The sequence below is a fragment of the Gluconobacter aidae genome, from assembly GCF_009547075.1.
In the GTDB taxonomy this organism is placed as follows: Bacteria; Pseudomonadota; Alphaproteobacteria; order Acetobacterales; family Acetobacteraceae; genus Gluconobacter; species Gluconobacter aidae.
Genome location: NZ_WIPH01000013.1, coordinates 1 through 26,910 on the forward strand (window position 1 = coordinate 1; position 26,910 = coordinate 26,910).

25 protein-coding genes, 1 tRNA gene and 1 pseudogene are annotated in these 26,910 nt (G+C 59.5%); 20 read left to right on the forward strand and 7 right to left on the reverse strand.

Going from position 1 to position 26,910, the window contains the following annotated elements; translation table 11 throughout:
• Positions 1 to 59 precede the first annotated feature (59 nt).
• On the reverse strand, positions 60 to 953 hold the full coding sequence (locus GFJ39_RS07420; protein ID WP_153430740.1) for an N-formylglutamate amidohydrolase: 894 nt from the start codon (positions 951 to 953) through the stop codon (positions 60 to 62).
• A gap of 75 nt (positions 954 to 1,028) precedes the next feature.
• Here GFJ39_RS07420 and GFJ39_RS07425 point away from each other — a divergent pair.
• Positions 1,029 to 1,103 (forward strand) — tRNA-Val (locus GFJ39_RS07425).
• A gap of 153 nt (positions 1,104 to 1,256) precedes the next feature.
• On the opposite strand, the gene GFJ39_RS07430 is transcribed toward GFJ39_RS07425, so the two are convergent.
• Positions 1,257 to 2,600, reverse strand: a complete 1,344-nt coding sequence (locus GFJ39_RS07430) for a GntT/GntP/DsdX family permease (RefSeq protein ID WP_153430741.1) — start codon at positions 2,598 to 2,600, stop codon at positions 1,257 to 1,259.
• A 131-nt stretch (positions 2,601 to 2,731) separates the two neighbouring features.
• Positions 2,732 to 3,502 (reverse strand): SDR family oxidoreductase, encoded by a 771-nt coding sequence (locus GFJ39_RS07435; protein ID WP_153430742.1) that lies wholly within the window; start codon positions 3,500 to 3,502, stop codon positions 2,732 to 2,734.
• Between the two features lie 283 nt (positions 3,503 to 3,785).
• Between GFJ39_RS07435 and GFJ39_RS07440 the strand changes: the two genes are divergently transcribed.
• The 10 genes from GFJ39_RS07440 to GFJ39_RS07485 all read left to right on the forward strand — a co-directional run bounded on the left by GFJ39_RS07440 (position 3,786) and on the right by GFJ39_RS07485 (position 14,964).
• Positions 3,786 to 5,432 (forward strand): FGGY-family carbohydrate kinase, encoded by a 1,647-nt coding sequence (locus GFJ39_RS07440; RefSeq protein WP_153430743.1) that lies wholly within the window; start codon positions 3,786 to 3,788, stop codon positions 5,430 to 5,432.
• A gap of 78 nt (positions 5,433 to 5,510) precedes the next feature.
• On the forward strand, positions 5,511 to 6,839 hold the full coding sequence (locus GFJ39_RS07445; protein WP_153430744.1) for an ABC transporter substrate-binding protein: 1,329 nt from the start codon (positions 5,511 to 5,513) through the stop codon (positions 6,837 to 6,839).
• Between the two features lie 27 nt (positions 6,840 to 6,866).
• The gene (locus GFJ39_RS07450; RefSeq protein ID WP_153430745.1) at positions 6,867 to 7,790 is read left to right on the forward strand and encodes a carbohydrate ABC transporter permease; all 924 of its coding nucleotides are present in this window, start codon (positions 6,867 to 6,869) and stop codon (positions 7,788 to 7,790) included.
• Between the two features lies 1 nt (position 7,791).
• Positions 7,792 to 8,619 carry a carbohydrate ABC transporter permease gene (locus GFJ39_RS07455; protein WP_153430746.1) on the forward strand — a complete coding sequence of 276 codons (828 nt, stop codon included), beginning with the start codon at positions 7,792 to 7,794 and terminating at the stop codon, positions 8,617 to 8,619.
• Positions 8,620 to 8,672: 53 nt separating this feature from the next.
• Positions 8,673 to 9,776 (forward strand): ABC transporter ATP-binding protein, encoded by a 1,104-nt coding sequence (locus GFJ39_RS07460; RefSeq protein WP_153430747.1) that lies wholly within the window; start codon positions 8,673 to 8,675, stop codon positions 9,774 to 9,776.
• 18 nt (positions 9,777 to 9,794) lie between these two features.
• Positions 9,795 to 10,568: an SDR family NAD(P)-dependent oxidoreductase gene (locus GFJ39_RS07465; protein WP_041112345.1), complete on the forward strand. Its 774-nt coding sequence runs from the start codon at positions 9,795 to 9,797 to the stop codon at positions 10,566 to 10,568.
• Between the two features lie 182 nt (positions 10,569 to 10,750).
• Positions 10,751 to 12,940, forward strand: coding sequence for a TonB-dependent siderophore receptor (locus tag GFJ39_RS07470; protein ID WP_153430748.1), 2,190 nt, complete (start codon positions 10,751 to 10,753; stop codon positions 12,938 to 12,940).
• Positions 12,941 to 12,989: 49 nt separating this feature from the next.
• Positions 12,990 to 13,226, forward strand: coding sequence for a hypothetical protein (locus tag GFJ39_RS07475; protein WP_228391839.1), 237 nt, complete (start codon positions 12,990 to 12,992; stop codon positions 13,224 to 13,226).
• Positions 13,223 to 14,686 carry a PepSY-associated TM helix domain-containing protein gene (locus tag GFJ39_RS07480; RefSeq protein WP_153430750.1) on the forward strand — a complete coding sequence of 488 codons (1,464 nt, stop codon included), beginning with the start codon at positions 13,223 to 13,225 and terminating at the stop codon, positions 14,684 to 14,686. The genes GFJ39_RS07475 and GFJ39_RS07480 overlap by 4 nt, the downstream gene beginning before the upstream one ends.
• Positions 14,683 to 14,964 (forward strand): hypothetical protein, encoded by a 282-nt coding sequence (locus GFJ39_RS07485; protein ID WP_153430751.1) that lies wholly within the window; start codon positions 14,683 to 14,685, stop codon positions 14,962 to 14,964. Before GFJ39_RS07480 ends, GFJ39_RS07485 begins: the two co-directional genes overlap by 4 nt.
• Before the next feature lie 12 nt (positions 14,965 to 14,976).
• On the opposite strand, the gene GFJ39_RS07490 is transcribed toward GFJ39_RS07485, so the two are convergent.
• On the reverse strand, positions 14,977 to 17,454 hold the full coding sequence (locus GFJ39_RS07490) for a phosphocholine-specific phospholipase C (RefSeq protein ID WP_153430752.1): 2,478 nt from the start codon (positions 17,452 to 17,454) through the stop codon (positions 14,977 to 14,979).
• Between the two features lie 456 nt (positions 17,455 to 17,910).
• On the opposite strand from GFJ39_RS07490, the gene GFJ39_RS07495 reads away from it, so the two are divergent.
• Positions 17,911 to 18,570 (forward strand): TetR/AcrR family transcriptional regulator, encoded by a 660-nt coding sequence (locus GFJ39_RS07495; protein WP_153430753.1) that lies wholly within the window; start codon positions 17,911 to 17,913, stop codon positions 18,568 to 18,570.
• A gap of 272 nt (positions 18,571 to 18,842) precedes the next feature.
• Positions 18,843 to 19,049, forward strand: a complete 207-nt coding sequence (locus GFJ39_RS07500) for a cold-shock protein (RefSeq protein ID WP_153430754.1) — start codon at positions 18,843 to 18,845, stop codon at positions 19,047 to 19,049.
• A 53-nt stretch (positions 19,050 to 19,102) separates the two neighbouring features.
• On the opposite strand, the gene GFJ39_RS07505 is transcribed toward GFJ39_RS07500, so the two are convergent.
• Positions 19,103 to 20,017: a LysR family transcriptional regulator gene (locus GFJ39_RS07505; RefSeq protein WP_153430755.1), complete on the reverse strand. Its 915-nt coding sequence runs from the start codon at positions 20,015 to 20,017 to the stop codon at positions 19,103 to 19,105.
• Positions 20,018 to 20,128: 111 nt separating this feature from the next.
• Here GFJ39_RS07505 and GFJ39_RS07510 point away from each other — a divergent pair, with 111 nt between their 5' ends.
• Complete coding sequence (locus GFJ39_RS07510; protein WP_325062869.1) at positions 20,129 to 21,181, forward strand: YeiH family protein; 1,053 nt, start codon at positions 20,129 to 20,131, stop codon at positions 21,179 to 21,181.
• A 6-nt stretch (positions 21,182 to 21,187) separates the two neighbouring features.
• Here the strand turns inward: GFJ39_RS07510 and GFJ39_RS07515 are convergent, their stop codons facing one another.
• Positions 21,188 to 22,264, reverse strand: a complete 1,077-nt coding sequence (locus tag GFJ39_RS07515) for a saccharopine dehydrogenase family protein (protein WP_153430756.1) — start codon at positions 22,262 to 22,264, stop codon at positions 21,188 to 21,190.
• Positions 22,265 to 22,386: 122 nt separating this feature from the next.
• Here GFJ39_RS07515 and GFJ39_RS07520 point away from each other — a divergent pair, with 122 nt between their 5' ends.
• From GFJ39_RS07520 to GFJ39_RS07535, 4 genes are all read left to right on the forward strand, one after another.
• Positions 22,387 to 22,815 (forward strand): Lrp/AsnC family transcriptional regulator, encoded by a 429-nt coding sequence (locus GFJ39_RS07520; protein WP_041112316.1) that lies wholly within the window; start codon positions 22,387 to 22,389, stop codon positions 22,813 to 22,815.
• Positions 22,816 to 22,921: 106 nt separating this feature from the next.
• Positions 22,922 to 23,902 carry an ABC transporter ATP-binding protein gene (locus GFJ39_RS07525; protein ID WP_153430757.1) on the forward strand — a complete coding sequence of 327 codons (981 nt, stop codon included), beginning with the start codon at positions 22,922 to 22,924 and terminating at the stop codon, positions 23,900 to 23,902.
• Positions 23,899 to 24,723, forward strand: a complete 825-nt coding sequence (locus GFJ39_RS07530) for an ABC transporter permease (RefSeq protein ID WP_153430758.1) — start codon at positions 23,899 to 23,901, stop codon at positions 24,721 to 24,723. The genes GFJ39_RS07525 and GFJ39_RS07530 overlap by 4 nt, the downstream gene beginning before the upstream one ends.
• Before the next feature lies 1 nt (position 24,724).
• The gene (locus GFJ39_RS07535) at positions 24,725 to 25,549 is read left to right on the forward strand and encodes an ABC transporter permease (protein WP_153430759.1); all 825 of its coding nucleotides are present in this window, start codon (positions 24,725 to 24,727) and stop codon (positions 25,547 to 25,549) included.
• 10 nt (positions 25,550 to 25,559) lie between these two features.
• On the opposite strand, the gene hpxZ is transcribed toward GFJ39_RS07535, so the two are convergent.
• On the reverse strand, positions 25,560 to 25,961 hold the full coding sequence (gene hpxZ / locus GFJ39_RS07540; RefSeq protein WP_153430760.1) for an oxalurate catabolism protein HpxZ: 402 nt from the start codon (positions 25,959 to 25,961) through the stop codon (positions 25,560 to 25,562).
• 153 nt (positions 25,962 to 26,114) lie between these two features.
• Between hpxZ and GFJ39_RS07545 the strand changes: the two genes are divergently transcribed.
• Both GFJ39_RS07545 and GFJ39_RS07550 read left to right on the forward strand, forming a co-directional pair.
• Positions 26,115 to 26,447: a hypothetical protein gene (locus GFJ39_RS07545; protein WP_153430761.1), complete on the forward strand. Its 333-nt coding sequence runs from the start codon at positions 26,115 to 26,117 to the stop codon at positions 26,445 to 26,447.
• 53 nt (positions 26,448 to 26,500) lie between these two features.
• Positions 26,501 to 26,885, forward strand: a pseudogene (locus tag GFJ39_RS07550) (VOC family protein).
• Positions 26,886 to 26,910: the final 25 nt, after the last annotated feature.

Genomic DNA, 26,910 nt, shown 5'->3' on the forward strand with positions numbered 1-26,910 from the left:
TCAGAATTATAGATCAAAGGCAGGCTCGTCTTCTGTAACTCACAGGAGCGCATATCGCGCTAAGAAGACGATGCCGCAAGCGCTGCTTCCGGTACCGATGACCGCGATAGGGCTCCGCTCCCAATCCACGCCGCTAACCCAGCCATGAGAGACTGCATGTTCCGCTGTGTTTGTTCAAACCCGGGGCCGGGTTTGAACGTCGCGGCATTCAGGTAAAGGGAACGGCAGATCTCCAACTGGACAGCATGGATATTCTGCCCGGGACGGCCGTAATACTGGGTAATATACCCGCCGGCATAAGGAATATTCCGACGAACGGAATACCCCAGACTTCCAAGCATGTTGTCAATCATGTCCGACAAGCCGGGGATGCAGCTTCGGCCATGAACGTCCCCCAGAACGATATCGCACGATCGCGCATAAGTCAGCCTGGGCATGGAATGGGCTTCCAGAAGAACGGCATAGCCAAACCGCGCCTTCATTTCGCTCAGGAGCGCCGCAAGAGCTTCGTGATAGGGAAGCCAGGCCGCGGCAATCCTGTTTTTTATTTCAGAAAGGTGGAGAGGTTGTCCGTAGATCTGCCGTCCCTGTGACACATAGCGCGGAATGACCCCGAAACCCGCCTTCACCTTCGCGGTAAGCAGGACCTCGTCATCAGGCGGTGGTGGATCAAACATTTCCACATCCACTTCGCGCCAGTCGCGATTCACATCGCACCACACACGGGGAAACTCAGCACAGATCAGCGTTGCGCCAAAATCCGGTGCGTTTTCAAACAACCGGTCCACGAACCGGTCTTCGCTCTGCTGAAGGTCATGAAAGGAAAGCGAGGTACTATCGAGAAAATCCGGCGGATAATTCCGTCCGGAATGTGGAGACGAAACAAGCAGAGGAATCGCAGTATTTCGCGGTCGATTGACCCTGAAGGGTGTCAGTGACACAGGAGGTTGCATATTTTTTTCATATTTCGTCCCACAGGGGGTTGCAAGGTTTTCCGGACACAGCTAGAAACCGCCTCACCGGACCGGGGGCGCATAGCTCAGCGGTAGAGCACTACCTTGACATGGTAGGGGTCACAGGTTCAATCCCTGTTGCGCCCACCACTCGGTCCGGTAAGAAATCCTTGAAAATTAAGATTCCCCCCGAACTCTGCGAATAGCGTTATATTTCGGCGCCTGAGCGGCTTCTCTACCGCCGCCCGAACGAGGGTCAAATGCGCAGGGGTATTGCCTGCCACCAGGGCAGACTCGAAGGGCTTAATGAACGAATATTGAAGCGATCATACAGAACACCAGGCCGCAGACCGCGATCAGTGTTTCGAGAACCGACCATGTCTTGAGGGTCTGGGGAACCGTCAGGCCCAGGTATTCCTTCAACTGCCAGAAGCCCGCGTCATTCATCGGGCCGAAAGCAACCGAACCTGCTCCCGTCACAAGCACCATCAACTCGGCCGAAACACCAGTTGAATGTGCGAGAATGGGCGCCACGATTCCTGAGGCCGTTGCCATCGCAACGGTTGAAGAGCCACAGGCCACACGCACAATCGCAGCAAGCATCCAGGCAAGAACCAACAAGGGCACGTGAGCACCAAGTGCCGTATCCGTGATGGATCGCGAAACTCCACTATCAACAAGAACACGCCCGAAACCGCCTCCCGCCCCGACGAGAAGCATGATCAGGGCGGTTGGTCCCAGGCATTCATTCGTAAATCGCAGAATGGTCTCTCGCGAAAAACCTCGTGCGTGACCCAGGACATAAAATGACAGGACCGTCGCCAGAAGAAGAGCGATATCCGTATTACCAACAAAATGCAGAATATTATTGGGGATCGTATGAGGCGCGGCAACACGGTCTGCCATCGAACCGACCAACATCAGGATCACGGGAGACAGCACTGTGAAGACCGTAATGCCAAATCTCGGAAGATTTTCTGACGGCTTACTGTTCACGAACTGCTTTGCCAGCGGATTGACCCCTTCGGGGATCACTCTTGCTGAAGCGAACCGCCCGAAGACTGGCCCGGCAATCACGGCAATCGGCGTTCCGATCACAATACCCAGCAGGATCGTCTTCCCAATATCCGCATGATAGGCGCTCAGCGCGAGAAGCGCTGCCGGATGCGGTGGAATGAGAGCATGTGTGATGGACAACGCGGCTCCCATAGGGAGAGCGACACGCAGCAGGGGCGTCTGCGTGCGATCCGCCAGAACAAATACCAGCGGGATCAGAAGCACGAACCCGACCTCGAAAAATACGGGAAGACCGACCAGCAGGCCGATCAGCATCATGGCCCAGTCGACGTGACGACGCCCCGAAAGCGTCGCAATCGTCAGGACAATTCGATCGGCGCCTCCGGACTCCGCCAGCATTTTCCCAAGCATGGTGCCAAGCGCGATGACGGTTCCGACATGCCCCAGCACATGCCCTGCCCCCGCCTCGAACGAACCCACGACCTTGTCAGCAGGCATACCCGCAACAAGAGCGAGCAGGACCGAGACCGAAAAAAGGACGATGAACGGGTTGATCCGGAACCGGGCGATAAGAATGACAACCGCTGTAATTGCTGCGGTCGCAAGCGAGATGGCAAAAATGGAGCTCATCAAGTGTCAACTTTCCTGTGGCGTCCCGACATAAGAAGCCATCTTATCGAAAACCATTCCATCACAAACCCGACAGACAATGCCCCCTAACACAGTTCTGATAAATTGAAACAGAGTCCGCCGCCGAAAGGCTACAGCGATACGGTAATCCCCCCGTCAACCATCAGCACCTGCCCGTTGACGAAACTTGACGCCCGGGAAGACAGAAATACTGCTGCTCCAACCAGTTCCTCAACCTGTCCCCATCGCCCTGACGGTGTCCGTTTGCATAGCCAGTCCGTGAACTCTTCGTCCGCCACGAGCCTTTCGGTCATTTCCGTGGCAAAATACCCCGGTGCCAGCCCGTTGATCTGAAGTCCATGCCTGCCCCAGTCCGTCGCCATGCCTTTTGTCAGGTTTTTGACCGCTCCCTTGGTCGCCGTGTACGGCGCAATTCCCGGACGGGCGAGCTCACTCTGGACGGAACAGATATTGACGATCTTGCCCCGTCCGCGCGGAATCATGTGCCGCGCCACCGCCTGCCCGACGAAGAAAACCGCGCTGACATTGGTTGACATCAGATCATCCCAGTCCTTGCGCGAAAATTCCTCCAGAGGCGCACGACGCTGTATCCCGGCATTATTGATCAGGATGTCGATCGGTCCCATGTCGCGTTCGATCGCCGCGACGCCATCAATCACCGCATCCTGATCCGTCACATCAAAAACCGCCGTACTGGCTCTCAATCCTTCCGCCTCGAACACGGACTGCGCAGAGGCCAGACTTTCAGTATTCCGGCCATTCAGCACAATCTCCGCCCCGTAGCGCGCAAGCCCCTTTGCCAGCGTCAGACCAATCCCCCGCGACGCCCCAGTCACAAGGGCGCGCGCACCGGAGAGAGAAAAAAGATCGGAATGAGACATATCTGTCAGCCTTCAAAATCACGGTTCTGTTCTTCCTAGCAGCCTGAACCCGCCATGGATCCACAAGTCCGCGTGCGCAGCGCGTGCTCTCAGACGGGCAATCAACTTTTGCCAGAAAAACTTCCCCCTCTTCTGGACAGCATAAAGGTTATATGTAACATATATAACGATAGTTTGCTTTGTTGTGATGTGATATTCTGTCACAAACAAACGTTAGACAGACTCCGGGCGTGTCTCTTCTCTTGTGTCCTGTCTGTATTTTTTGAGATCTGGGTGTGATTCTATGGATCTGGTTCTGGGAATTGATGTTGGAACAGGGAGTGCCCGGGCGGGTCTCTTCACGCTTAAAGGACTTAAGAAAGCCTCATCCGTCCGGCCAATCCAGACATGGACACCCCGTCCCGGTTATGCGCAGCAATCCTCACAGGATATCTGGACCGCCGTCTGCGAGGCGACCCGCAGCGCACTGGAAATGCTTGACGAACCCGGACAGGTCATTGGCATCGGTTTCGACGCGACCTGCTCCCTCGTTGTCCTTGGCGGCAATGCTCAGGGTCTCTCGATAGATCCGGACGGCGCATCGGGACAGGATATCATTCTCTGGGCGGACCATCGCGCCCTTGAGGAGACGCGAGAGATCAACCACGCCGGGCATGACGTACTACGCTATGTGGGTGGTACGATTTCCCCCGAAATGGAAACGCCCAAACTGCTCTGGCTGAAGCGACATCTTCCGCAGGTCTATGAACAGGCGGCTCATTTTTTCGATCTTCCCGATTTCCTGACATGGCGCGCTACGGGTTCGCTGTCACGGTCGGCCTGTTCGACAGCCTGCAAATGGACCTATCTCGCCCATGAAAACCGCTGGGACGAAGGGTATTTCCAGTCCATTGGACTTGAAGACCTCGCACGCGACGGCTTTAGCCGCATCGGGAACGATATTCGCCCCCTTGGTGGGCTTGTCGATGGTGGCTTGAGCGCTAAAGCCGCTGCGGAAATGGGACTGCAAGCCGGTATCCCCGTTGGCGTTTCCGCCATTGATGCCCATGCCGGCGGTATCGGTCTGTTTGGATTGAACACTGAAGGCTCCCTCTCGGACGATCAGCTTGAGCGCTCAATATCGCTGATCTGCGGGACGTCGAGCTGTCATATGGCCGTGTCGAAAGACGCGCGTTTCGTGCCCGGTGTCTGGGGGCCCTACTGGAACGCCATGGTCCCTGAGATGTGGCTGAACGAAGCAGGCCAGTCCGCTACGGGCGCGCTGATCGACTTCGTCATTTCCAGCCATACCTTTGGCTCCCCCCTCAGGCAGGAAGCCAAAGACGGAGGAACCAGCGTCTACGCCCTGCTGAACGCACGGATCGAGGCCCTGGAACGCCACCACCTGCCGGGGACGATCACAGCCGACCTGCACGTGCTGCCGGACTTCCACGGCAACCGCTCCCCCCATGCCGATCCTGACCTGACCGGCATGATCAGCGGCCTCCGATTGTCCGACACGGTCGATGATCTGGCACGGCTGTACCTCGCCACCTTGCAGGGCCTCGCCTACGGCACGAAGGACATCATCGAGGCTCTCAACGCGCAGGGCTACCGGATCGACACGATCCTCGCGACCGGTGGCAGCACCAAAAACCCGGTCTTCCTGCGCGAACATGCAAACGCTACCGGATGCCGCATCCTGCTCCCCGCGGAGCCGGATTCCGTCCTTCTGGGCGCCGCCATCTTGGGCGCGGTCGCGAGCGGAGCATACACTGACCTGCGACAGGCCATGGCACAGATGAGCCACGCGGGAGAAGAGATCGTCCCCGACCCGCGCCTCGCTGCGTATCACGCCGCCAAGTGCAGCATCACGCATGACATGCTCTCGCGGCAGCTCACCTGGCGTCAGCAGATGCATGAGATGCTGAAAAAGGAGAACACCGCCTGACGGCACAACCGTCCGACCTGTTCTGCCATTCCCGCCCTACCGAAACGCATCATCATCCTTTTCCAGAGGCCGATTTCCATGTCCCGTCTCAAAGCCACACGCACAGCCATCTGCACTCTCGCTCTTCTGCTCGCGGGCTCCACCCTGTCCAGCGCCGAAGCCGCCGGAACGCTGACGATCGCGACCGTCAACAATGGTGACATGATCGTCATGCGGCAGCTTTCCCAGGAATTCGAGAAAGCCCATCCGGACATTCACCTGAACTGGGTCACGCTGGAAGAAAACGTCCTGCGTCAGCGCGTCACGACCGATATCGCCATGAAAACCGGGCAGTTCGATATCGTGACCATCGGCAATTACGAAGTACCGATCTGGGCCAGGCGGGGCTGGCTCACCGAGATCAAGCCGGATGCCGCCTATGACGTGAACGATATTCTTCCGCCCGTTCGTGACAGCCTGACTGCGGATGGCAAGCTCTATGCCCTGCCGTTCTATGCCGAAAGCGTCATGACCTACTATCGCAAAGACCTGTTCCAAAAGGCCGGGCTGACGATGCCGGACGCGCCCACCTACGACCAGATCCGCCAGTTCGCCGACAAGATCACGGACAAGGGCAATCAGGTCTACGGCATCTGCCTGCGTGGCAAGCCGGGCTGGGGCGAGAACATGGCGTATATCTCTTCGCTCGCCAACACGTTCGGCGCTCAGTGGTTCGACATGTCCTGGAAGCCGACCATGACGTCCGATGCGTGGAAAGCGGCCCTGAACTGGTACGTCTCGGCCATGAAAGCTGACGGTCCTCCGGGCGCGACCTCCAATGGATTCAACGAGAACCTGGCCCTGTTCGCCAGCGGTCATTGCGGGATCTGGATTGATTCCACCGTGGCTGGGGGACTGCTGTTCGATCCCAAACAGTCCCAGGTCGCCGACAAGGTCGGTTTCGCACCTTCTCCCAAAGGTCCTTATGGCAAAGGCCCGACCTGGCTGTGGAGCTGGAGCCTCGCCATTCCCGTCAGTTCCCATCAGAGCGCGGATGCCCAGACCTTCATCACCTGGGCCACGTCAAAGGATTACGTCAAACTGGTCGCCGCACAGAAAGGCTGGGTCGCCGTTCCTGCTGGAACCCGCGCTTCCACCTATGCCGCGCCGGAATACGTCAAGGCGGCCCCCTTCGCCTCCTTCGTGCTGAACGCCATCAAAACGGCTGATCCGAATGGCCAGACCGCCCAGCCACGTCCCTATACCGGTGCGCAGTTCGTCGGCATCCCGGAATTCCAGGCCATCGGCACACAGGTTGGCCAGACCGTCGCTGCGACCCTGTCCGACCAGATGACGGTCGATCAGGCACTGACCTCCGCACAGGCTTCGATCACCCGCGCGCTCCGCCAGTCCGGCCGCGCGCGATAACGCCGCCCGATCAAGGTTAAGAATACCATGCAGGCCGTACTCGAACACAGCCCGTCCGCCGGAGCGACCGCCCCTAACCAGACGAAGACAGGCGGAAAAAGGACAGGTCTCCTGCTCCTTTCCCCGTCCGTCCTGCTTCTTCTGGCATGGTCGCTCGTCCCATTCGTCATGACGCTGTGGTACTCGACGCAGAACTACAACCTCGTCGACCCCACGCTGCATGGCTTCGCGGGAATCGACAATTACCGATACCTGCTGACTGACCCCGATTTCCTGCATTCGCTGCTGAACACGTTCGTACTGGTCGCAGGCGTCCTGCTCATCAGCGTCGGAGGCGGAACGCTGCTGGCCGTCCTGTACGATCAGGAGTTCTTCGGCCGCGGCATTGCCCGCATCTTGGTCATCTCGCCATTCTTCATCATGCCCACGGTCTCGGCGCTGCTGTGGAAGAACCTGATGCTGCACCCGATCTATGGCGTCTATTCCGCCATGATGCGGGCTGTGGGCCTCACACCGATCGACTGGCTGGCGCGTTTTCCACTCCTGACCATCATGATGATCGTCGCCTGGGAATGGTTGCCTTTCGCGGTCCTCATCCTGCTGACGGCCGTGCAGTCGCTCGACGGCGAACAGCGCGAAGCGGCCCGCATGGACGGCGCAGGCCCGATCGCCCGTTTCCGCTACATCATCCTGCCGCATCTGGGTCGCGCCATCAGTGTCGTCGTCATGATCGAGACGATCTACCTGCTGACGATCTTCGCCGAAATCTCCGTCACCACGGCGGGTGGCCCCGGCGTGGCCTCCACCAATCTGGCCTATCTGATCTATTCCCGCGCCCTGCTCCAGTTCGACGTGGGTGGCGCCTCGGCTGGCGGCGTGATTGCAATCATCTTCGCCAATATCGTCGCGATCTTTCTGGTGCGCGCCGTAGCCCGCAATCTGGAGGCCTGACATGGCGCTCAAGACCAAAACCAGCACCCGGATCGGCGTCACCGCCCTTGGCTGGAGCATCGCGCTCTGGCTGTTCTTCCCGATCTTCTGGATGATCCTGACGAGCTTCAAGAGCGAGGTTCAGGCCATTTCCACGCCGCCGAAACTGTTCTTCATGCCGACCCTGAGCAGCTATGGCGAAGTGTTCGAGCGCGCCAGTTACTGGCATTTCGCGCTCAATACGGTGATCGTCTCGGTCGGCGCGACGGCCATTGCCGTCGTCCTGGCCGTCCCGGCGGCCTATTCGATGGCGTTCCTGCCCTCGAAGCGGACACGAGGCATCCTGCTTTGGATGCTCTCCACCCGGATGCTGCCTCCCGTCGGCGTGCTGGTCCCGATCTATCTGCTGGCGCGCAATACGCACCTGCTCGACACCTGCACCGGCCTGGCCGTCGTGGACATGCTGACGAACCTGCCGATCATCGTCTGGATGCTCTACACGTTCTTCCGCGAGGTCCCCGCTCCCATTCTGGAAGCCGGCCGGATGGACGGCGCCACACGCTGGCAGGAAATGACGATGGTCCTGCTGCCGCTCGCCCTGCCCGGGATCGCGTCCACGGCCCTGCTGTCGCTCATCCTGTGCTGGAACGAGGCGTTCTGGTCCCTCAACCTGACATCCTCGCACGCAGCCCCTCTGACAGCCTTCATAGCCTCCTTCTCATCCCCTGAAGGACTGTTTTTCGGCAAGCTCTCCGCGGCATCCACCCTTGCCGTCGCCCCGATCCTCGTTTTTGGCTGGATCAGCCAGAAGCAACTGGTTCGCGGCCTGACTTTCGGAGCCGTCAAGTGATGCAGATCCCGGCTCATTCCATTCCACATTTCTGCACAAACGGGACCTGACCCATGGCGACTGTCGAACTCAAGAACCTCCGTAAGACGTATCTTACGGAAGAAATCATCAAGGGGATTTCCCTTTCGATCCAGGAGCGAGAATTCGTGGTTTTCGTCGGCCCGTCGGGCTGCGGAAAATCCACGCTCCTGCGCATGATCGCGGGCCTTGAAGACATCACATCCGGCGATCTCCTGATCGACGGGCAACGCATCAACGACGTGGAACCCGGCAAGCGCGGTCTGGCCATGGTTTTCCAGTCCTATGCGCTTTATCCGCACATGAACGTATACAGAAACATGGAATTCGGCCTGAAACTGGCCGGTATGCCGGAAGCGGAACGACGTGCAAAAATCGAACATGTCGCCCGTACACTCCAGCTTGAACCTTACCTGCATCACAAGCCCGGACAGCTCTCCGGCGGTCAGCGGCAGCGCGTCGCCATAGGGCGCGCCATCGTCCGCAGTCCAAAGGTCTTCCTGTTCGACGAACCGCTCTCGAACCTCGACGCCGCCCTGCGTGGCCAGATGCGGGTGGAACTCTCCGCCCTGCACCGCAAGCTCGACGCCACCACGATCTATGTGACGCATGATCAGGTCGAGGCCATGACCATGGCGGACAAGATCGTCGTCCTGCAGAAAGGCGTAGTCGAACAGATCGGCTCCCCGCTCGAACTGTACCACCACCCCCGCAACCTGTTCGTCGCCCGCTTCATCGGCTCTCCGCCGATGAACTTCTTCCCGGCCATTTTCCAGGGCGGAGACTCCGCAGGCTCCAGCGTCCAGCTCCGGGACGGCTCGACCCTCTATGTTCCCGTCACCTCTCCGGGTCTTCTGCCCGGAACAAAGGTGACGGTCGGCATCCGTCCCGAACATGTCGAACTGACATCTTCCGGCCCCAACAGCGGCGTCGTGGAAGTCATCGAACGCCTCGGTGCCATCACACTCGTGCATGTCCGCATGCCGGAAGGGGAAATCATCGTCGTCCAGACGGATGGCGCAGTCCTGACGGAGGTCGAAACCCGCGTCAGCCTGACCCTTCCACCAAAGAACTGCCACCTTTTTGCCCCTGACGGCCTGGCCTTTGAAGCCTGCCACCGTCATCCGCTCGCTGCCTGATCTTAGGAAACACATCTCATGTACATGGAAAAACTCCGCCTCGATAACCGCGTCGCCATCGTCACCGGCGGCGCACAGAACATCGGCCTGGCCTGCGTCACCGCACTGGCCGAGGCTGGCGCCCGCGTCATCATCGCCGATCTCGATGAAGCCATGGCCGCAAAAGCCGTGGAAGACCTGCGCATGGAAGGACATGATGTCAGCAGTGTCGTCATGGACGTCACGAACACCGAAAGCGTGCAGAACGCTGTCCGCAGCGTTCATGAGCAGGAAGGTCGCGTGGATATCCTGGTCGCCTGCGCCGGTATCTGCATTTCCGAGGTCAAGGCCGAGGATATGACCGACGGCCAGTGGCTCAAGCAGGTCGATATCAACCTGAACGGCATGTTCCGCTCCTGTCAGGCCGTCGGGCGCATCATGCTCGAACAGAAACAGGGCGTCATTGTCGCAATCGGCTCCATGTCCGGCCTGATCGTCAACCGCCCGCAGCAGCAGGCAGCCTATAATGCGTCCAAAGCCGGCGTTCACCAGTATATCCGCTCGCTCGCCGCAGAATGGGCACCCCATGGCATCCGCGCCAACGCCGTTGCCCCCACCTATATCGAAACGACGCTGACCCGTTTCGGAATGGAAAAGCCGGAGCTCTACGATGCCTGGATCGCCGGAACCCCGATGGGCCGCGTGGGCCAGCCCGACGAAGTTGCTTCCGTCGTGCAGTTTCTCGCCTCCGATGCTGCCAGCCTCATGACGGGCGCCATCGTCAACGTGGATGCCGGTTTTACCGTCTGGTGAGCCACACGATCCGGGCGCCCCGTCGGGACGACCGGAGACGTTCGGCGAATAAATGTCACAACGGTTTTCTTAGACGAAATATTTCAGGGCCTCATTTTCGCCGCAATCTATTTGCAACTGACTCGCAATAGCGATACCTGCTTCTGACCATGCGCTAGCACGAACAGTCATTGAGGTCGGGTATGCACCGCAGCAAGATTCTTTACGCGATCCCCCTCTCCCTCGTCATGAGTGGGGAGGTTTTCGCAGCCGACCAGGACGTCACGCCGGAACAGTTACAGCGCTCCAGCAGCCGAAAAACCGCTAAGACGGTCACACAGGCCAAAACGGTCGAAAAACTTGAAGTCCACGCACGCAGGGCCTCGACCCTCACCTCTTCCGCAACCAAGTCCGACACGCCCCTGATCGAAACCGCCCAGTCGGTCACGGTCATCACGCGCAACGAAATGGACATCCGCAACGTCCTGAACCTCAATCAGGCCGTGCGCTATACCGCGGGCATCACTGCCGATCTCCGTGGCGGCGGTGTGGGAACACGTTATGACCAGTTCGCCCTGCGCGGATTTACCGTTCCCACATTCCTCGATGGTCTGAAGCTTCAGGACAGCCCGACCGGCTATGCTGTGGCGCAGACTGACACGTCACGTCTGGATCGCATCGAAATTCTCAAGGGCCCGGCCTCGGCCCTTTACGGCCAGTCCAGCCCCGGCGGCCTCGTCGCACTATCCAGCAAACTCGCCACGGATCAGCGCTCCTACGGGAGCGTCAACGCGACCGGCGGCATGTTTGACCTGTACCGCGTAGATGCCGATGTCGGCGGCTATGTGACGGATAACGGCTTCGTCCGCTACCGCGTCAATGGCACCATCAACGGCCAGCACAGCCAGCTCGCCCGCACCGGAAGCCGCCGCTTTTCCATCAGCCCGTCCTTCACGTTCGGTGGCGATGGCCCCACGACGCTCACGATCCTCGGCAACTACCAGTACGATCCGGAAAACGGCACTTATGGTGGCGTCCCGCTCGTCGGATCGCTCAAACCGGCCTCATTCGGCTATCTGCCGCGCAATTTCTACGACGGCGACTCATCATTCGAAAAATATAACCGTCGCCACTGCTCCGTCACCTACATCCTAAACCATCGCTTCAACAGCGACTGGAGCTTCAGCACGCGCGGCCGTTACGACGACATCAAAACGCAGTACCGCAGCGTCTATGACAGCGGCTATTACGTTTCGGATGACACGCTTGCCCGCTCGGCTATCGCCACCAACGAACATACACACAACCTGGCCTTTGACAGCCAGTTCAAGGGTCATGTCCGGACCGGACCGCTGCGTCACACCATGATGTTCGGCTTCGACTACATGCAGCAGAGCGCTTCCGAAGTGGGCTATTACGGTTCAGCGCCTGACCTGAACGTCTTTCATCCGAACTCCCAGATGGCCATTCCCACTCCTTCGCCGTGGGTGAACTACAACACAGATTCCCATCAAGCCGGCATCTACGGACAGGACGAAATCCACTGGCGTCACCTAATCCTGACAGGCAGCATCCGGAACGACTGGTACCGGTCCCATCAGACCGACAACATGTACAACACGACAACCAACCAGAGCCCAAGCCAGATTACCTGGCGTGCCTCGGGCCTGTACCATTTCGATTTCGGTCTTGCGCCGTATATCAGCTACTCGACCTCCTTCCAGCCGCAGTCCGGCAGCGTCTCGATGGATGGCGGAAAGACCGTGCGTCAGGCCAATCCGTCCCTTGGCAAGCAGCTTGAAGGCGGCCTGAAATACCAGCTTCCGGGCACCTCACTGCTCCTGACGGCTGCGGGATTCCATATCGAGCAGACCAACGTCCTCGTTGCTGTCGGCAACACGGGTTACAGCGCCGAAAGCGGGCTGGTTCATTCGGACGGCTTCGAATTCGAGGCCCATGCCGAACCGTTCCACAACCTCGTCCTGACAGCCGCCGTCAGCATCCAGAAGGTCCATGACGACTCAACCGGCAAGCCGCTCATCCAGTCCGGCAAAGGCAATGCCTCGCTGTTCGCCTTCTATACGATGCCGTCCGGCCCCGCGAAGGGCCTCGGCTTCGGAGGCGGCATGCGCTATTCCAATAAATCCTATGGTGGTGAAGCATCTTATGGGAGTGTCTGGGTGCCGCAATATGCCGTGTTCGATGCGTCGGTCCGCTACGACCTGTCCAACCTCTCCCGCACTCTCCATGGCTGGAATGTGGGTGCGAGCATCCGCAACCTCTTTGACAAGAACTTCATCGCCAACTGCCTGAGTTATGCCTCTTACGGTCAGGAATACTGCTATTACGGAGAGCGCCGCAACGCGCAGGCCAATATTGGCTTCAGCTGGTAAACCACACCCTGGAAGACCCCGACGCCACGACATCGCCCTGCGGCTCGTCGTGGCGTTACCGCTTGGTTACGCCCTCTCCGCACTGGGCGGCGTCTGCCTTGCAGTCTGGCTTCCCCTGTCCAGAGCGGACAACGCCATGTCCGGGATTCTTCTCGGTCTGATCCTCTGGCCCGTCATTTTCATGGCATCCTTCGCAGTCGCCCGTATCGGACGGCTGCTGGCCCTTCTGATCCCCGCGGCCTGCCTCCTGAGTGCGCTGGCCCTTCTCGGCGGCTGGCGCCCATGAAAGGCACGTTCCGCGCCTCCATGGCCGTGGTGCACACGACACTGGGCCTCGTCACGGGCTGGGTGTTGTTCGCCATCGCCCTGTCCGGCGCCCTGAGCGTCTTTCGGCAGGACATCAGCCTCTGGGCGAGACCCGAAATTTCCGGTTCGCTCTCCGATCCCCTCCTGACAGACGCCCATGCCCTGAACTGGCTGACCCGCAACGCATCCAACGCCGGCGCCTGGTATGTCGGCAGCGCAACCGATCGATGCTCCTTTGCAACGGCCCTGTGGCCGGCCACAAAAGGCACTTACATCCAGCGCGCTCTTGATCCCGCAACGGGAAGCCCCGATGGCATCCGGGACACACTGGGCGGTGAGTTCTTCTACCGCTTCCATTTCGAACTTCAGCTTCCCTATCCCTGGGGACGGCTGATTGCAGCCCTCGCGGCGCTGGCTCTCGTCGTCGGACTGCTCACCGGCGTCATCATCCATCGCCGCATTTTCGCGGACTTCTTTACCTTCCGTTCCTCACGCGGACAGAGAAGCTGGCTGGACATGCACAACCTCCTCGGTGTCGCGGCGCTGCCTTTCCATCTGATGATCTCCTTCACGGGCGCCGTCACCCTTGGAACACTGCTCCTTCCATGGAGTACGCAGGCTCTCTACCGGAACAATGTCACCGCCTCCTACATGGAACTCAATCCCGCGCTCTATTCCCGCCCTGCAAGCGGCCATGCCGGTCATCTCGCCCCGATCCTGCCCATGCTGCAGGAGGCTGACAGGCGTTTCGGCGGCACGGGTCTGGAACAGATCTACGTCTTCAATCCGTCCGATCAGGCGTCCCTCGTCACGGTAATCGCAGGCAACAGCCGTACCGTCAGCACGTCCTCGCAGATCATCACCTTCGATGGTCCATCAGGTCACATCCTCCGGGAACATATCGAAAAACGCCCCGTCATCCGGGCCTATACGTTCCTCTACGGACTGCATGTGGCGCGTTTTGCACCCTGGATCACACGCTGGCTCTATTTCCTGTCCGGACTGGCGCTCGCGGCGCTGATCGGCAGCGGCATGCATCTGTGGACGCTCAAGCGCCTGCGCCGCCCGCATCATCTGGGACACCGGATCGTGGCCCGCCTGAATGTGGGCGTTCTGATGGGCACGCCCCTCGCCTTCGCATCCTTCTTCATCGCCAACCGCCTTCTCCCCGTCACGATGCCCCACCGCGCCGGATGGGAAGTGACAACCGTCTTCATCGTCTGGGGGATAACACTGGCCTACACACTATTCCGTAACCCGGAGCGGACATGGGCGGAACTGTTGGGCGGCAATGCCACAGCATGCTTTCTGATCGCAGCGCTCAGCCTGCCCTGGCACGGCAGCACCATCACGGGCGTCGGGCTGACAGCCCTTATCCTGTCAGCCTCTTTCGCTTTTGCGACGTATCACAGGATACGAAAAGCCGGGCTCCTGATATGACCTGGGTTTCCGTTCTGTGCGGACAGTCCGCCATGCTGATATTCGTCGCGGCCTCTCATCGCGGAAACCGGGTCTTCTGGCATGACCGCCTGACCGCCTCACGGCAACGCATCCTGAAATCATGGGCCGCCGCGGTTCTGCTCCTCAGCCTCGCGCTTCAGACTGCCAGCGACGGGACCGTCATTCTGAACATGATTGAATGGATCCTGCTCACCGGTCCCGAAATCATGGTCGCGACACTCACCTGCTCTCTTTGGGAACGCAGCGCCCGACCATGAGCCGGAAGGCGCTTACCCGGCCATCGCCGGATCGGTGAGCGTGATCTTCCCCGTTTCCATCCGGCCACCCAGAACATGCCTGAAATCCGGATCTTCCGGCGACGTCAGCGTCACGTCATACCACTGATGGCTGGCTGACAGATCCAGCCCGATCTCCTGATGTCCCCGCGCCCTGAGAACCACCGTCCGCAGCGGCCCTGCATCTCCGACACGATACTGAACTGTCAGCGGTGCCTTGCCAGCATTGGTCAGGGAAAGGACGATCCCCGGCCCTTTGCCCTTGCCGCCAACCTCATAATGACAGGCCGAGCGAAGCGCGACCCGATCAGCATGCCCCCGATAAGCCCGGTAGAACCCGTTGGGCGCATGAACCGCGACATCATACAGACCATCCGCAGCCGGCAGCGTCACATCCATCCGGTCTCCCGCTGCCACGGCATAGGTTCCCACCTGCATCTCGCGACCGCCATTGCGGTAGTCATAGATATTGAATGGTGCGCCGGCCGCCCGCTCTCCATGTACGCTCTGCCCGGCTCCCAGCGTCAGGCTGACCTGACCGTGCTCCACATCAATGCCGCCGCCACAGTAAAGCTCATAAGGCAGCGCACAGGCCGGACGTGTTCCGCTTTCCTGTCGCACGGTTTGCCGCAGCAGATCCGGCTGATCTTTCAGTGCGGCGATCTCATCCGCGGACAGCGAGCGGAAACCACCCGGCATGGGACGGTTTCGTGCATCCTCGATCGCCTTCAGATGCGTGTTGCGATCCAGATAGTTCAGGGACGGCGCAACCTCGTCATGGGGATGAAAACAGGACGTCAGATCGCCGCAAATGGCCCGACGCCAAGGGGAAATATTGGTTTCCCGGACAGGAGTGCCGAACTTCTTCTCAACGAAATGCTCCAGGAACCGCAGTGTCGAGCTGTGGTCGAAAAGCTGCGAATTGACCAGCCCTCCCCGGCTCCACGGAGACGCCACAACCATCGGCACCCGGAACCCGAGGCCGATCGGGCCACTCCGTGCGAGCCGCTCGGGAACGCCCCGGCGAACCTCGTCCCCAGCAGTCGTGTATTCCAGCCCATCCGCCCCGATCGAAGCGGAAGAGCGACCCGTTTCCGGACGCTGGGGATCGGGAGCCGCATAGGAACAGCCGTGATCGAAATATCCGTCATTTTCATCATAGGTCAGAATGAAAATGGTCTTTTTCCAGACCTCGGGATTCTCGGTCAGGATGTTCATGACTTCCGACACATACCAGGCCCCGTACCAGGCCGATGTCGGATGATCCGAGAAATGCTCCGGCGCCGCCATCCAGGAAACCGCCGGAAGCTGGCCTGTCCGTACGTCCTTGCGGAACTGGTACAGCACGTCTCCCTTCGGCGCCTTCATTCCCTTCGCATCCGGATCGTCCACGAAGGCCAGTTCCTCAAGGCTGCGATAATCAGGATCGCCGCTGTTGATGACAAAGGCTTTCGTGAAAAGCGCGCGCTCCTCGGGCGTCAGCTTTTCAAAGCCCTTCGCGGATTTCTGACGCTTCTTCAGAACCTCCATCAGGGCCTTCGCCTCGACAAGCTGTTCGCTCCGCTCCCCGGAGACCAGCATCTCAAGGTTTTCAAGCCGATTGATATGCTCCGAACATTCCCGGATCCGCTCCTCGATCCAGGCCCCGAAGCCCGGATTGGAGCTGACATTGAATCTGTCGAAACACTCCAGCACGTTACAGCCGAAATTGGACAGCCAGGAACGCTCGGCCGGAGACATGCCACCCGTCTGGCTCAGTTCGTTCTGGTAGAACTTCCACGATACCCCGACCTTCTCCAGCCGCTCCGGAAAGGTCGTCCAGGTCATGCCGCCTTCCAGGATTTCCGGGTTCCGCATATAGACATTTGACGCGGTATTCTGCTGGTCCCGCACAGTTCCGGTCCAGAAGACGAGACGATTGGGCGTCGTGCTGGACATGACGCCGCAATAGTTCTGGTCGCAGACCGTAAACGCATCGGCCAGAGCATAATAGAACGGCAGATCCTCACGGGTATAATATCCCATCGTCAGCGGATACTGCCTGTATTCCTTCTTGTGAGGCCGTTTGACGTCAATCCACCGGTCATGATGTCCCCCGTTCCAGGCATCGACCTGGCTGTCCCGGGAATGTGGAATCGAGCCCATCCACGTGACCTTCGTGTCGTGAATGTTCAGACGCCACGGTGCATAGGTCTCCCCGCTCCTGCCGGACTGCACGAAAACGGAGCTGCCGTTCTTCTGACGGATCGCACGTCTGTCGTTGAAGCCGCGAACGCCGGCGAGCGTTCCGAACATATGATCGAAAGAGCGGTTTTCCTGCATGAGGATAACGACATGCTCGGCATTCAGATATGTCGTACCCGGCTCGGGCGCGATGGCATAAGCGCGACGAATGGCGGCCGGAAGCCCTTCCGTCGCGGCTGCGGCACCACCGAACAGGGCATATTTGAGGAAGGTTCTGCGAGTGGACATATCAACCGTTGCCTGGGACCTGAAGCCGCATCTTGCGACAGACGAGAGAAATAGCCCCGGATGAATAGTCGTCTCCCGCCCCTAATTCATCCCGCAATCCCGAAACTTCATGAAAACGTCACCTGGCCGGAAACGGCGAACGGGCGCAGGTCGCTTTGCCGACCATGCGCCCGTTCGTTAATCATTTGCTCAAAACGCGCGGAAACCGGTGTGCGTCAGTCCTTAATAGCATCTGGCTGGGTCAATTCCTGATGAAAAACCCGGGTCAGTTCTCAGTGAAAATCAACAGCATAACGCACCGTATAGTTACTTACACATATCGCAGGGGGGCACCAGCATGAAATCGCGTTACGTTGATATTTTTTCGTATTTTAAGTGTGATTTTATGGACCGCTTTTCTTTTGGGGCGCTTTGCCCCAGAAAGAGCGCCCTTACTGAGAGCGGAACAAGCCCCTGATGCCCCTTGAGAAAAGCAGAGCGTCCTCCTCTACGAAAAAGCGTGTCAGGGATGCGGAGGCCACCAAATTACGCATTCTCGAAGCGGCCAAGAAAGAGTTTGCCCGAAACGGTCTTGAAGGCGCGCGGGTCGATACGATCGCTCTCGATGCCAAGGCCAACAAAAGGATGCTCTACCACTATTTCAAAAGTAAGGATGGCCTCTTCCGCACGCTCCTGGAGCGGGAATATCTCAACATCCGGGAGGAAGAGACCAAACTGAATCTGGAGAATCTCCCCCCCAGGACAGCCCTCGAAACGCTCGTCCGCTTCACATGGGAATACTATATCGCCAATCCCGAATTCATCACCCTCGTGAACAGCGAGAACCTTTGCCAGGCCGTCCATATCCGCAATTCGCCCACACTGAAGACGATCAGTCAGAAATTCATCCGCCGCATCCAGTCGCTTCTGGATCGGGGCGTCCGGGAAAATATTTTCCGCGAAGGTATTGATGCCGCGCAGTTGAACATCACCATCGCATCCATAAATTATTATTATTTCACGAACCGCTTCACTGGATCGGTAATTTTCGAGCGGGATTTTACGGCGCCAGAAGCCCTGAAGGAAAGAATTGCCTTTAATATCGAAACGATATGCCGCCTGGTCTGCAAGAACTGATATATGGTTTTTATTATGAACGAACGATCATATCTCCCTGAATTCAGGAGTTATTCACGGATTTGTTAAGGAAAATATTGAATTTCGGTTACAATCATAATGTACCTCCCGAGATTTTTCTCTTGCATCCGTAACCGATGTGACGTCTAACTTACGGCGGCAGGTGCTCTTAAGCGGGTTTTCGACGCATGTTGCGTCATTCGTTCCTCTTAAGAGTTATGATTTCGTGCGTATCTTGTGCACGACTGCTATTGTTAAAAAGGAGCCTCGTTATGGCAACAGGCACCGTAAAATGGTTTAACTGCACCAAGGGCTTTGGTTTCATCCAGCCTGACAACGGTGGGCAGGATGCGTTCGTTCACATCTCCGAACTCGAGCGCGCCGGAATGCACACCCTCAACGAAGGCCAGCATGTCTCTTACGAGCTTGAGGCTGGCCGCAACGGCAAAACGTCGGCAGTGAGCATCAAGGCAATCTGATTGCCCGGATGTACATTCCGATATGCAGGAAGCCGCCCGCAAGGGCGGCTTTTTCATGCCTGGCGTCCGTTTTCCATCTGCGGCCCGTGCCCCCTGTTTGCAAGATTGATTATCTCCACAAACGCATCGGCAGCGGGGCTTCTGTAACGCTCCTTATGCCTCAGCCCATAGAAAAAGCGGCTTTCCGGCACCTCTGACGCCGCATGGAGCGTCCCCGCCAGCAGCGACGGGGCAACCACCAGCGATGACAGCGCACCGATCCCCGCCCCTGCCTCCACGGCAGTACGCACACTCTCGTTCGATGGCAGGACCAGACTGACATTCAACTCATCCGGCGCGATCCCAAGACGCCGGAGGTAGTGTTCCAGCGTAGCCCGAGTCCCCGATCCCGGCTCCCGCATCACCCAGACCTGTTTGAGCAGCCACTCCCTGCTGGCATGTTCTGGAACTGCCGCATCGGCCTGCACAATCGTCAGATGATCTTGCCCCAGTGGCCACTGCGCGAGCGCGGGGTCATCGATAATCGCCTCCACGATCCCCAGTTCAGCCGCCCCTTCCCGGACCTTCTTCGCGGCCTCTTCGGTATTGCTGATGGCCAGTTCGACCGTGATCTGCGGATATTTTCTGCGAAAAGCGACCAGAATGGACGGAATCCAGTACGCGGCGATCGTCTGGCTGGCCACAGCACGGAGTGTTCCGCGTTTCAGACCGCTGATCTCGTTGAGAACATTTTCAGCCGCAGCCGCCTGCGCAACGACAGCACGAGCCGCTGGCAGGAACAGATGTCCAGCCTCGCTCAGCCGGATGCCTCGCCCCACCCGATCAAAAAGCCTGACTCCATAACGCTCTTCCAAGGCGGCAATCGCCGCCGAGACCGCGGACTGGGTGACGTTCATCGCCCGGCTCGCAGCAGTGACGTGCTCGCGTTCAGCAACAGCGATGAAGAGACGGAGCTGATCAAGGGTCATATGGCATAGATAGCACAACCAATCTGGTTTTACGATTAAAATAATAAAATTTATGCGCTGGATTGATTGATTGTTCTTTCCCTAAATCTTCACGATAAAGGAGAGCCTATCGTGAAGACCCAGTCGCCTGCGGGAGACCTCATCTCCCGCTTCCCCGGAACGGCCCTGTGCATCGGCATTGCGCTTGTGGCTTACGGTCTCGAAACCATGGAACGGCTCCTGATCGGGAGAGCCTTTCTGGAGACCCTGAACATCGCGCTCATTCTGGGCGTCATCCTGCGGTCCGTCCGCAAACCCGCAGACGCCTTCAATTGCGGGATCAGGTTCTGTTCGAAAACACTCCTCAATATTGCGATCGTCCTTCTTGGCACGACTTTCAGCCTTCAGGCCGTCTGGTCCGCCGGGCCTGAAATCCTGCTCGCCGTTCTGGGGATGGTGGTTTTCAGCATGATCTTCACCTGCTGGGCCGGACGGATGAATGGCCTGTCCCGGAATCAGACCCTTCTCGTGGCCTGCGGCGATTCCATCTGCGGCAATTCCGCAATCATGGCCGCAGCCCCCGCCATTCAGGCGTCAGACGAGGATGTCGGCACGACAATCGCCTTCACCGCCGCAGGTGGTCTGGCAGTCGTTCTGGGATTGCCTGTCCTGCTTCCCTTTCTGAACATGTCCGGAATCGCCAATGGCGCCGTCGCGGGGCTGACGGTCTATGCGGTTCCGCAGGTCATGGCCGCAGCCGCGCCGTTCGGCTCCGCAGCCCTGCATGTCGGAACACTCGTCAAGCTGATGCGCGTTCTCATGCTGGGCCCGGTCTGCGCCGTCCTGTCACTGACGGTTCATCACAAAAACGACCGGACGCAGCCGTTGGAACCTGCCGAAACAAACAAAATCCACAGGCTGCTCCGTCTCGTCCCGTGGTATATCGCGGGCTTCATGGCGATGATCATCGTCCGGTCCCTTGGCGTCATTCCCGCAGCCTGCATCGCTCCCCTCAGCCAGACCGCCACATTCCTGACCATTCTGGCCATGGCCGCACTGGGTCTGGGGATCGATATCCGTTCCGTCTTCCGGGCGGGACGACCGCTGGTCCTGACGGTCGCGATGTCCCTGGCCGGTCTTCTGGGTGCCAGCATCCTGCTGGTCCGGCTCCTGAACTGCGCATAAGGCCGTTCAGTCCTGCGACTGGTAGACCCGACCGTAGCGGTTAGACAGATAGGCGGACAGCGGAATATCTTCCTGACGGACAAAGCCTGCCGACGGAATCCTGCCTTCCGCCAGCAGGTCCAGAACCGCGCAGATGGACCCCGCCGTCGTGAGCTGAATCGCAGTCCGGTATCCGCCCATGAACTCCTGCGCGTGAATGGTCCGGGCCAGCGTTTCCTGCTGCCGCCGACCCTCCCGTAGTCCCGTCACGATAACCGACAGCACCACCAGATCCTGGGCCGTTCCGGGAATGGCGTGGGTCAGGATATCCTGAAGGATATGCCGCCGTTCCGACAGGCGCAGATCGGACAGGAGAACTTTCATGATATCACGATGGCCCGGATATCGCATGGTGCGATAATTGAGTTCCCGGACCCGACCGTCATAGGTTTCGCACAACGAGCCAAGACCGCCGGACGTGTTGAAAGCCTCATAAAGAACGCCATCGACGCCCAGGCTCTCCATGCCTTCAAGAGCGGGAACGAGGATGCGCTTCCCATCCACGATAGCCTCACAGGGCTCGATATATTCGTTAATGAGGCCTTCCGTACTCCAGGTCAGGTTATATCCCAGCGCATTGGACGGAAAACGCGGCAATGCCCCGACACGCAGCCGGATCGTGTCGATCTCGTCGAAATGCCCGGCCAGATCATGCGCGGCAATCGAAACGAAACCGGGCGCCAGACCACATTGGGGAATGAACGCATGCGACGCACCCTCGGCCAGCGCCTTTACATCGCGGGTGGACGCAACGTCCTCGGTCAGATCCAGATAATGCACGCCAGCCACGGCGGCGGCACGGGCGACAGTGCGCGTCAGATGAAAAGGAAGCGCGGAGAGGACAGCGAACTGCCCTTTGAGCAGATCCGGATCAAGCCCCTGCGCGATATCGGCTGTTTTGCGGGCAATCCCTTCAGGCAGTTTGAGGCTGTTGAGATACTCCGCGTGACAGTCAAGCAGCGTAACGCGATAGCCGCCGTGATGAAGAAGCTCCGCAATGGCTGAACCGATCTTGCCCGCACCTGCAACCGTAACCTGCTTCATGGTCATAATCCTGTTCCGGAAGTGTTACGGAAAGGATCGGGGTCTGGGCCGACGGATCTCAAGCGGCAGCGTGACGGCAAAAAGCCATTCCCAACGGCAGATTGCCGTCTATAACAGTCAGAATGACGGACCCGATCGATCAGGCTCTTCTTGATATCCTGCGCCGCAACGCGCGAACCCCCACAGCCGCGCTGGCGCGCCGGCTTGGGATCTCCCGCACGACTCTGCAGGGACGCATGGAGCGTCTGGAGCGGCAGGGACGGATCCGGGGCTATACGCTTCTCGAAAATCCGGACGAGGATCTGGTGCGCGCCCATGTCTCGATCGTGCTCACACCGCGCCACCGGCAGAAAGTGGAGCGGGACCTGAAAACACTGCCCGAACTTCGGGAACTGCATGCGGTCAGCGGTGCCTCGGACCTGATTGCCCTGCTGGGGGCCGCCACGACCGAAAACATCAATCGCGCCATTGACGATATCGGACAGATGGAAGGCGTAGAGCGGACCGTCTCCGCCATCATCCTCTCGACGCGCTTTCGCAAAGGGCACTGAGCCAGCCGACTGGCCCATCGCCCTCCTTCAGAAACGGCTTGCTTTCAATACTGACCGCTGTCCACTCTCCACAAAACAGATGTTTACCGCTCATGACGGAGCCCTGATGCAGACGCCCCCTTCCCCTTCCGACGCCATTACGGTCAGCAATCTCCGCAAAACCTACCGGATCCGCGAAGGAGGCAGCTGGAGGGGAAAAACCCGTGATATCGTTGCACTGGACGGGATTTCCTTTGCGGTCCCGAAAGGCCAGATCGCAGGCTTCATCGGCCCGAACGGCGCGGGAAAATCGACGGCGATCAAAATCCTCTCCGGCATCCTGCGCCCCACATCGGGAGAGGTGCAGGTCAATGGTCTGGTGCCCTGGACAAACCGCATCGCCCATGTTGCGCGGATCGGCGTCGTGTTCGGGCAGCGGACCCAGCTCTGGTGGGACCTCTCGGTCGCGGAGGGCCTCGCTTTGCTGCGCGACATTTACGGTGTGGAACCGGAGCGGTTCATCCGCAACCGCGCCCGTCTGGCCGATGCGCTGGATCTGGGCGGGATCATGGACCAGTCCGTCCGCCAGCTTTCGCTCGGGCAGCGCATGCGTGCCGAAATTGCGGCGTCTCTCATCCACGATCCGGACATCCTCATTCTGGATGAACCCACGATCGGCCTGGATGCGCCATCCAAGCTCGCCGTCCGGGCCTTCGTGCATGAACTCTGCCGGGACCGCGGCACGACCGTTCTGCTGACGACCCATGACATGCACGACATCGAGGCACTCGCCGAACGTGTGATCGTCATCGGTCACGGCCGCATTCTGGCGGACAGCCCATTCGAGGATCTTCGCACCACGATCCTGTCCGAACGCATTCTGGAACTCGATTTCCATGATACGCCCCCCGAATTGACGCTTCCCGCCGGTGCCAGCGAAACCGCGCGTGAACCCCACAGCCTCACGATCACTTTCGATCCGCGCCAGATCCCGGCTCCAGCCCTCGTCGCGCATGTCGGCCATCTTCCGGGCCTTGACGATCTGCGGATCAGCCGCCCTTCGATCGATGAAATCATCACCCGTTTCTATGCGGACCACGCCGCATGAACCTGCGCCCGTATCTCACGGCCTTCGGTCTGCAATGGAAGATCGGGCTGCGATACCGTATCGCCGTCGTTGCCGGACTGGTGGCGCAGATGTGGTTCGGTGCCGTGACCCTGATGGCCTATGCCTCGGTGTATCATGCCGCTCCGGACGTGCAGGCCCCGCTCTCCCTGCGACAGGCCATGACCTATACTTGGATCCAGCAGTCATTCTTCACGCTTCTGCCACTCGGCTGCCTGCCCGCCATCGGAGACGCCGCCCGGACAGGCGCCATCGTCTATGACCTCCTGCGTCCGGTCGATATGTGGAACTGGTGGCTCTCCGCCAGCCTGGCGCGACTGCTGGGGAACGCGGTCCCCCGCGCTGTCCTGCTGGCCTGTTTAGCCGGTCCTCTCGCGATGCTTGTCGGGCTCGGCGCCTGGAGCCTTGCCGGCCCCGCAAGCCTGATCTCCGCGGCTCTGGCGCTTGTTTCCATCATACTCGGCGCCCTGCTCTCCGCAACGATCGTCATGTGGTGGAATATCCTCACGGCCCGTACCCTTTCGCCTCTGGGGAGCTATGCCGTCGGAACGCCGCTCGCCGTCCTGCTGTCCGGAATGCTGCTGCCTTTGCCGCTCTATCCCGACTGGATCCGGCCTTTCCTGCTCGCACAGCCATTCGCCGGCATTACCGACATTCCCATCCGTATCTATCTCGGAACGCCCATCCCCGGCGGTGCTGCAACGGGTCTGGGACTTCAGATCTTCTGGCTGGCGGCCCTGACACTTCTCGGGCGTCTGTGGATGCGCCGGACCGTAAACCGGCTGGAGGTGCAGGGTGCCTGACATGACGCAATCCCCTTCCCGCACGCTCAGCGGTCCGGGCCTGTATCGCCGCATGGCCGGGGCTTCGATCGTAGCGCAGCTCCGCTATCCCGGCACTTTTGTCATTCAGGCCATCGGCAATTTCGTCACGACGCTCCTCAGCTTCTTCGGCATCTGGAGCCTGTTCCATCGCTTCGGCAGCATCGCGGGATGGGATATCGGAACCGTCGCAGTCCTGTACGGCCTTGTGAACGTGGCTTTTGCCGTCGCCGAGACGCTGGGACGCGGCTTCGAGGTCTTTGGGGGCGAATATGTCCGGACCGGAAGCTTCGACCGTCTCCTCCTGCGCCCGCGTTCGACGCTGCTGCTCCTTCTGGGTCACGAACTGCGCCTGCGCCCGATCGGACGCTTCCTTCAGGGGCTGTTCGTACTCGCGGCGGGTCTGTGGCTCGCCCCGCATGTCCAGTGGAGCGCCGCTTTGGTTCTGCCCTGGGCCATCGCGGGCGGCGCGGCCATGTTCCTCGGCGTCCTGATCGGACAGGCCGCCCTGTGCTTCATCACCGTTGAAGGACTGGAGGTCGTGAACGTCCTGACCTATGGCGGCGTGGAGGCCGGACAGTACCCGCTGACCATGTTCGGACGCTGGCTCCGGCGCTTCATCACCTTCGTCCTGCCGCTCGCGGCCGTCTGCTATTATCCGACGCTGTTCAGCCTCGCCCACCCGGACCCGCTTGGCATGCCGACATGGGTCGGCGCACTCTCGCCCGCGGCGGGGTTCGCCTTCCTCGGCGTCATGATCCTCGCATGGAACCGGGCAGTCGCGGGATATGTCTCCAGCGGAAGCTGAGGCCCGGTGCTCAGGACCCCGTGCCCATCAGCGAGACATGCGCGGCGATGATCTTCCATCCTTCGGGCGTCCGGAACCATGTCTGGCTCTGACGCCCGATACGCTCCGCTCCGATCCGCCGGAACTCCAGGTCTACAGTCGCCGCATCCCGGCCAATGACGGTAATGACACGACGCAGGACTTCCCGCGGGGGCGAGCCACCCGTCCTGTTGCTGCGGAATGCCTTGATCTCCTCGAAACCGTAGAGATTTTCTCCCACACCGTAACGCACCGTCTCCGGCCCGTCATAAAACAGCCTGTCCAGTTCCCGCAGGTCATTTTCGCCCAGGGCCCGTTCGTAACGGTCGGACAGGACCGTGATGTCCCGAAGGATGTCAGGGTCGTTCAGAAGCGGAAACCCGGATGAGGTCATGGCTGCTCTCCATCATTCAAATGATGCGAAGAATACCAGATCAGAAGATCCATCAAAGACATTGACCTTTCGCGAAGTCACGATCCAATAAACTGTCAGGATCAACCTGATCCCGCGCTTTACTCCATTCTCCGTCACGAGTAGGTTTCCGTCATGCGTTACGTCCTTCTCCCCAGCCTGGTTCTGCTTGCCTCATGCTCCACAGCGCCCTGGGTGACCGGTCATACCGACAGCAAATGTATTCGTGAGCAGATGCTGAGCGGCGCCGGGGGCAATCCCCATTCCTTCGCCTCCGCTGCCGGCATCTGTGCAGCCACGGCACGCAAGGACAATGGCGGCCATGACCGGCCGCTGGATGTACGCGATGACATGACCCTTCAGGCGATGGCGGAAAATCCGGATTACAATACCAACCGGCAGCCCTTCGTCGCGCGTGATTCAAAGACCCGCATTCCGGGTGGTATCCGTAACATCAATATCGACTGATTTTTCAGGACGCACGTCCATCCTTCACCCTGTATCACAGAGGAATGAGTTCCATGTTCAGCCATATCATGCTCGGCAGCAACGACATTGCCCGTTCCAAGACGTTCTACGACGCCACACTCGGCGTCATCGGCTGCGCGCCTGCCGAGGTCGATGCAAAGGGACGTCTGGCCTATGCCCATGCCGGCGGTCGTCTGATGATTACGAAGCCCCTGAACGGCGAGCCCGCAACTCCTGCCAATGGCGGGACGATCGGTTTCGCCATGAGCAGCCCCGAACAGGTCGATGCCTGGCACAGGGCGGGCGTGGAGAATGGTGGCAAGGCGATCGAAAACCCGCCCGGTATCCGCCACACCGCGAGGGGCGACCTTTATCTTGCCTATTTGTTTGCGCGATCCGGACGGCAACAAGCTCTGTGCCCTGTACAAGGTTTCCTGAAACGGAGCCTCTGACCAACTAACCC

Coding starts and splice junctions, on each gene's coding strand:
- GFJ39_RS07420 (WP_153430740.1), bottom strand. CDS start 953: ATGCAACCTCCTGTGTCACTGACACCCTTCAGGGTCAATCGACCGCGA.
- GFJ39_RS07430 (WP_153430741.1), bottom strand. CDS start 2,600: ATGAGCTCCATTTTTGCCATCTCGCTTGCGACCGCAGCAATTACAGCG.
- GFJ39_RS07435 (WP_153430742.1), bottom strand. CDS start 3,502: ATGTCTCATTCCGATCTTTTTTCTCTCTCCGGTGCGCGCGCCCTTGTG.
- GFJ39_RS07440 (WP_153430743.1), top strand. CDS start 3,786: ATGGATCTGGTTCTGGGAATTGATGTTGGAACAGGGAGTGCCCGGGCG.
- GFJ39_RS07445 (WP_153430744.1), top strand. CDS start 5,511: ATGTCCCGTCTCAAAGCCACACGCACAGCCATCTGCACTCTCGCTCTT.
- GFJ39_RS07450 (WP_153430745.1), top strand. CDS start 6,867: ATGCAGGCCGTACTCGAACACAGCCCGTCCGCCGGAGCGACCGCCCCT.
- GFJ39_RS07455 (WP_153430746.1), top strand. CDS start 7,792: ATGGCGCTCAAGACCAAAACCAGCACCCGGATCGGCGTCACCGCCCTT.
- GFJ39_RS07460 (WP_153430747.1), top strand. CDS start 8,673: ATGGCGACTGTCGAACTCAAGAACCTCCGTAAGACGTATCTTACGGAA.
- GFJ39_RS07465 (WP_041112345.1), top strand. CDS start 9,795: ATGTACATGGAAAAACTCCGCCTCGATAACCGCGTCGCCATCGTCACC.
- GFJ39_RS07470 (WP_153430748.1), top strand. CDS start 10,751: ATGCACCGCAGCAAGATTCTTTACGCGATCCCCCTCTCCCTCGTCATG.
- GFJ39_RS07480 (WP_153430750.1), top strand. CDS start 13,223: ATGAAAGGCACGTTCCGCGCCTCCATGGCCGTGGTGCACACGACACTG.
- GFJ39_RS07485 (WP_153430751.1), top strand. CDS start 14,683: ATGACCTGGGTTTCCGTTCTGTGCGGACAGTCCGCCATGCTGATATTC.
- GFJ39_RS07490 (WP_153430752.1), bottom strand. CDS start 17,454: ATGTCCACTCGCAGAACCTTCCTCAAATATGCCCTGTTCGGTGGTGCC.
- GFJ39_RS07495 (WP_153430753.1), top strand. CDS start 17,911: ATGCCCCTTGAGAAAAGCAGAGCGTCCTCCTCTACGAAAAAGCGTGTC.
- GFJ39_RS07500 (WP_153430754.1), top strand. CDS start 18,843: ATGGCAACAGGCACCGTAAAATGGTTTAACTGCACCAAGGGCTTTGGT.
- GFJ39_RS07505 (WP_153430755.1), bottom strand. CDS start 20,017: ATGACCCTTGATCAGCTCCGTCTCTTCATCGCTGTTGCTGAACGCGAG.
- GFJ39_RS07515 (WP_153430756.1), bottom strand. CDS start 22,264: ATGAAGCAGGTTACGGTTGCAGGTGCGGGCAAGATCGGTTCAGCCATT.
- GFJ39_RS07520 (WP_041112316.1), top strand. CDS start 22,387: ATGACGGACCCGATCGATCAGGCTCTTCTTGATATCCTGCGCCGCAAC.
- GFJ39_RS07525 (WP_153430757.1), top strand. CDS start 22,922: ATGCAGACGCCCCCTTCCCCTTCCGACGCCATTACGGTCAGCAATCTC.
- GFJ39_RS07530 (WP_153430758.1), top strand. CDS start 23,899: ATGAACCTGCGCCCGTATCTCACGGCCTTCGGTCTGCAATGGAAGATC.
- GFJ39_RS07535 (WP_153430759.1), top strand. CDS start 24,725: ATGACGCAATCCCCTTCCCGCACGCTCAGCGGTCCGGGCCTGTATCGC.
- hpxZ (WP_153430760.1), bottom strand. CDS start 25,961: ATGACCTCATCCGGGTTTCCGCTTCTGAACGACCCTGACATCCTTCGG.
- GFJ39_RS07545 (WP_153430761.1), top strand. CDS start 26,115: ATGCGTTACGTCCTTCTCCCCAGCCTGGTTCTGCTTGCCTCATGCTCC.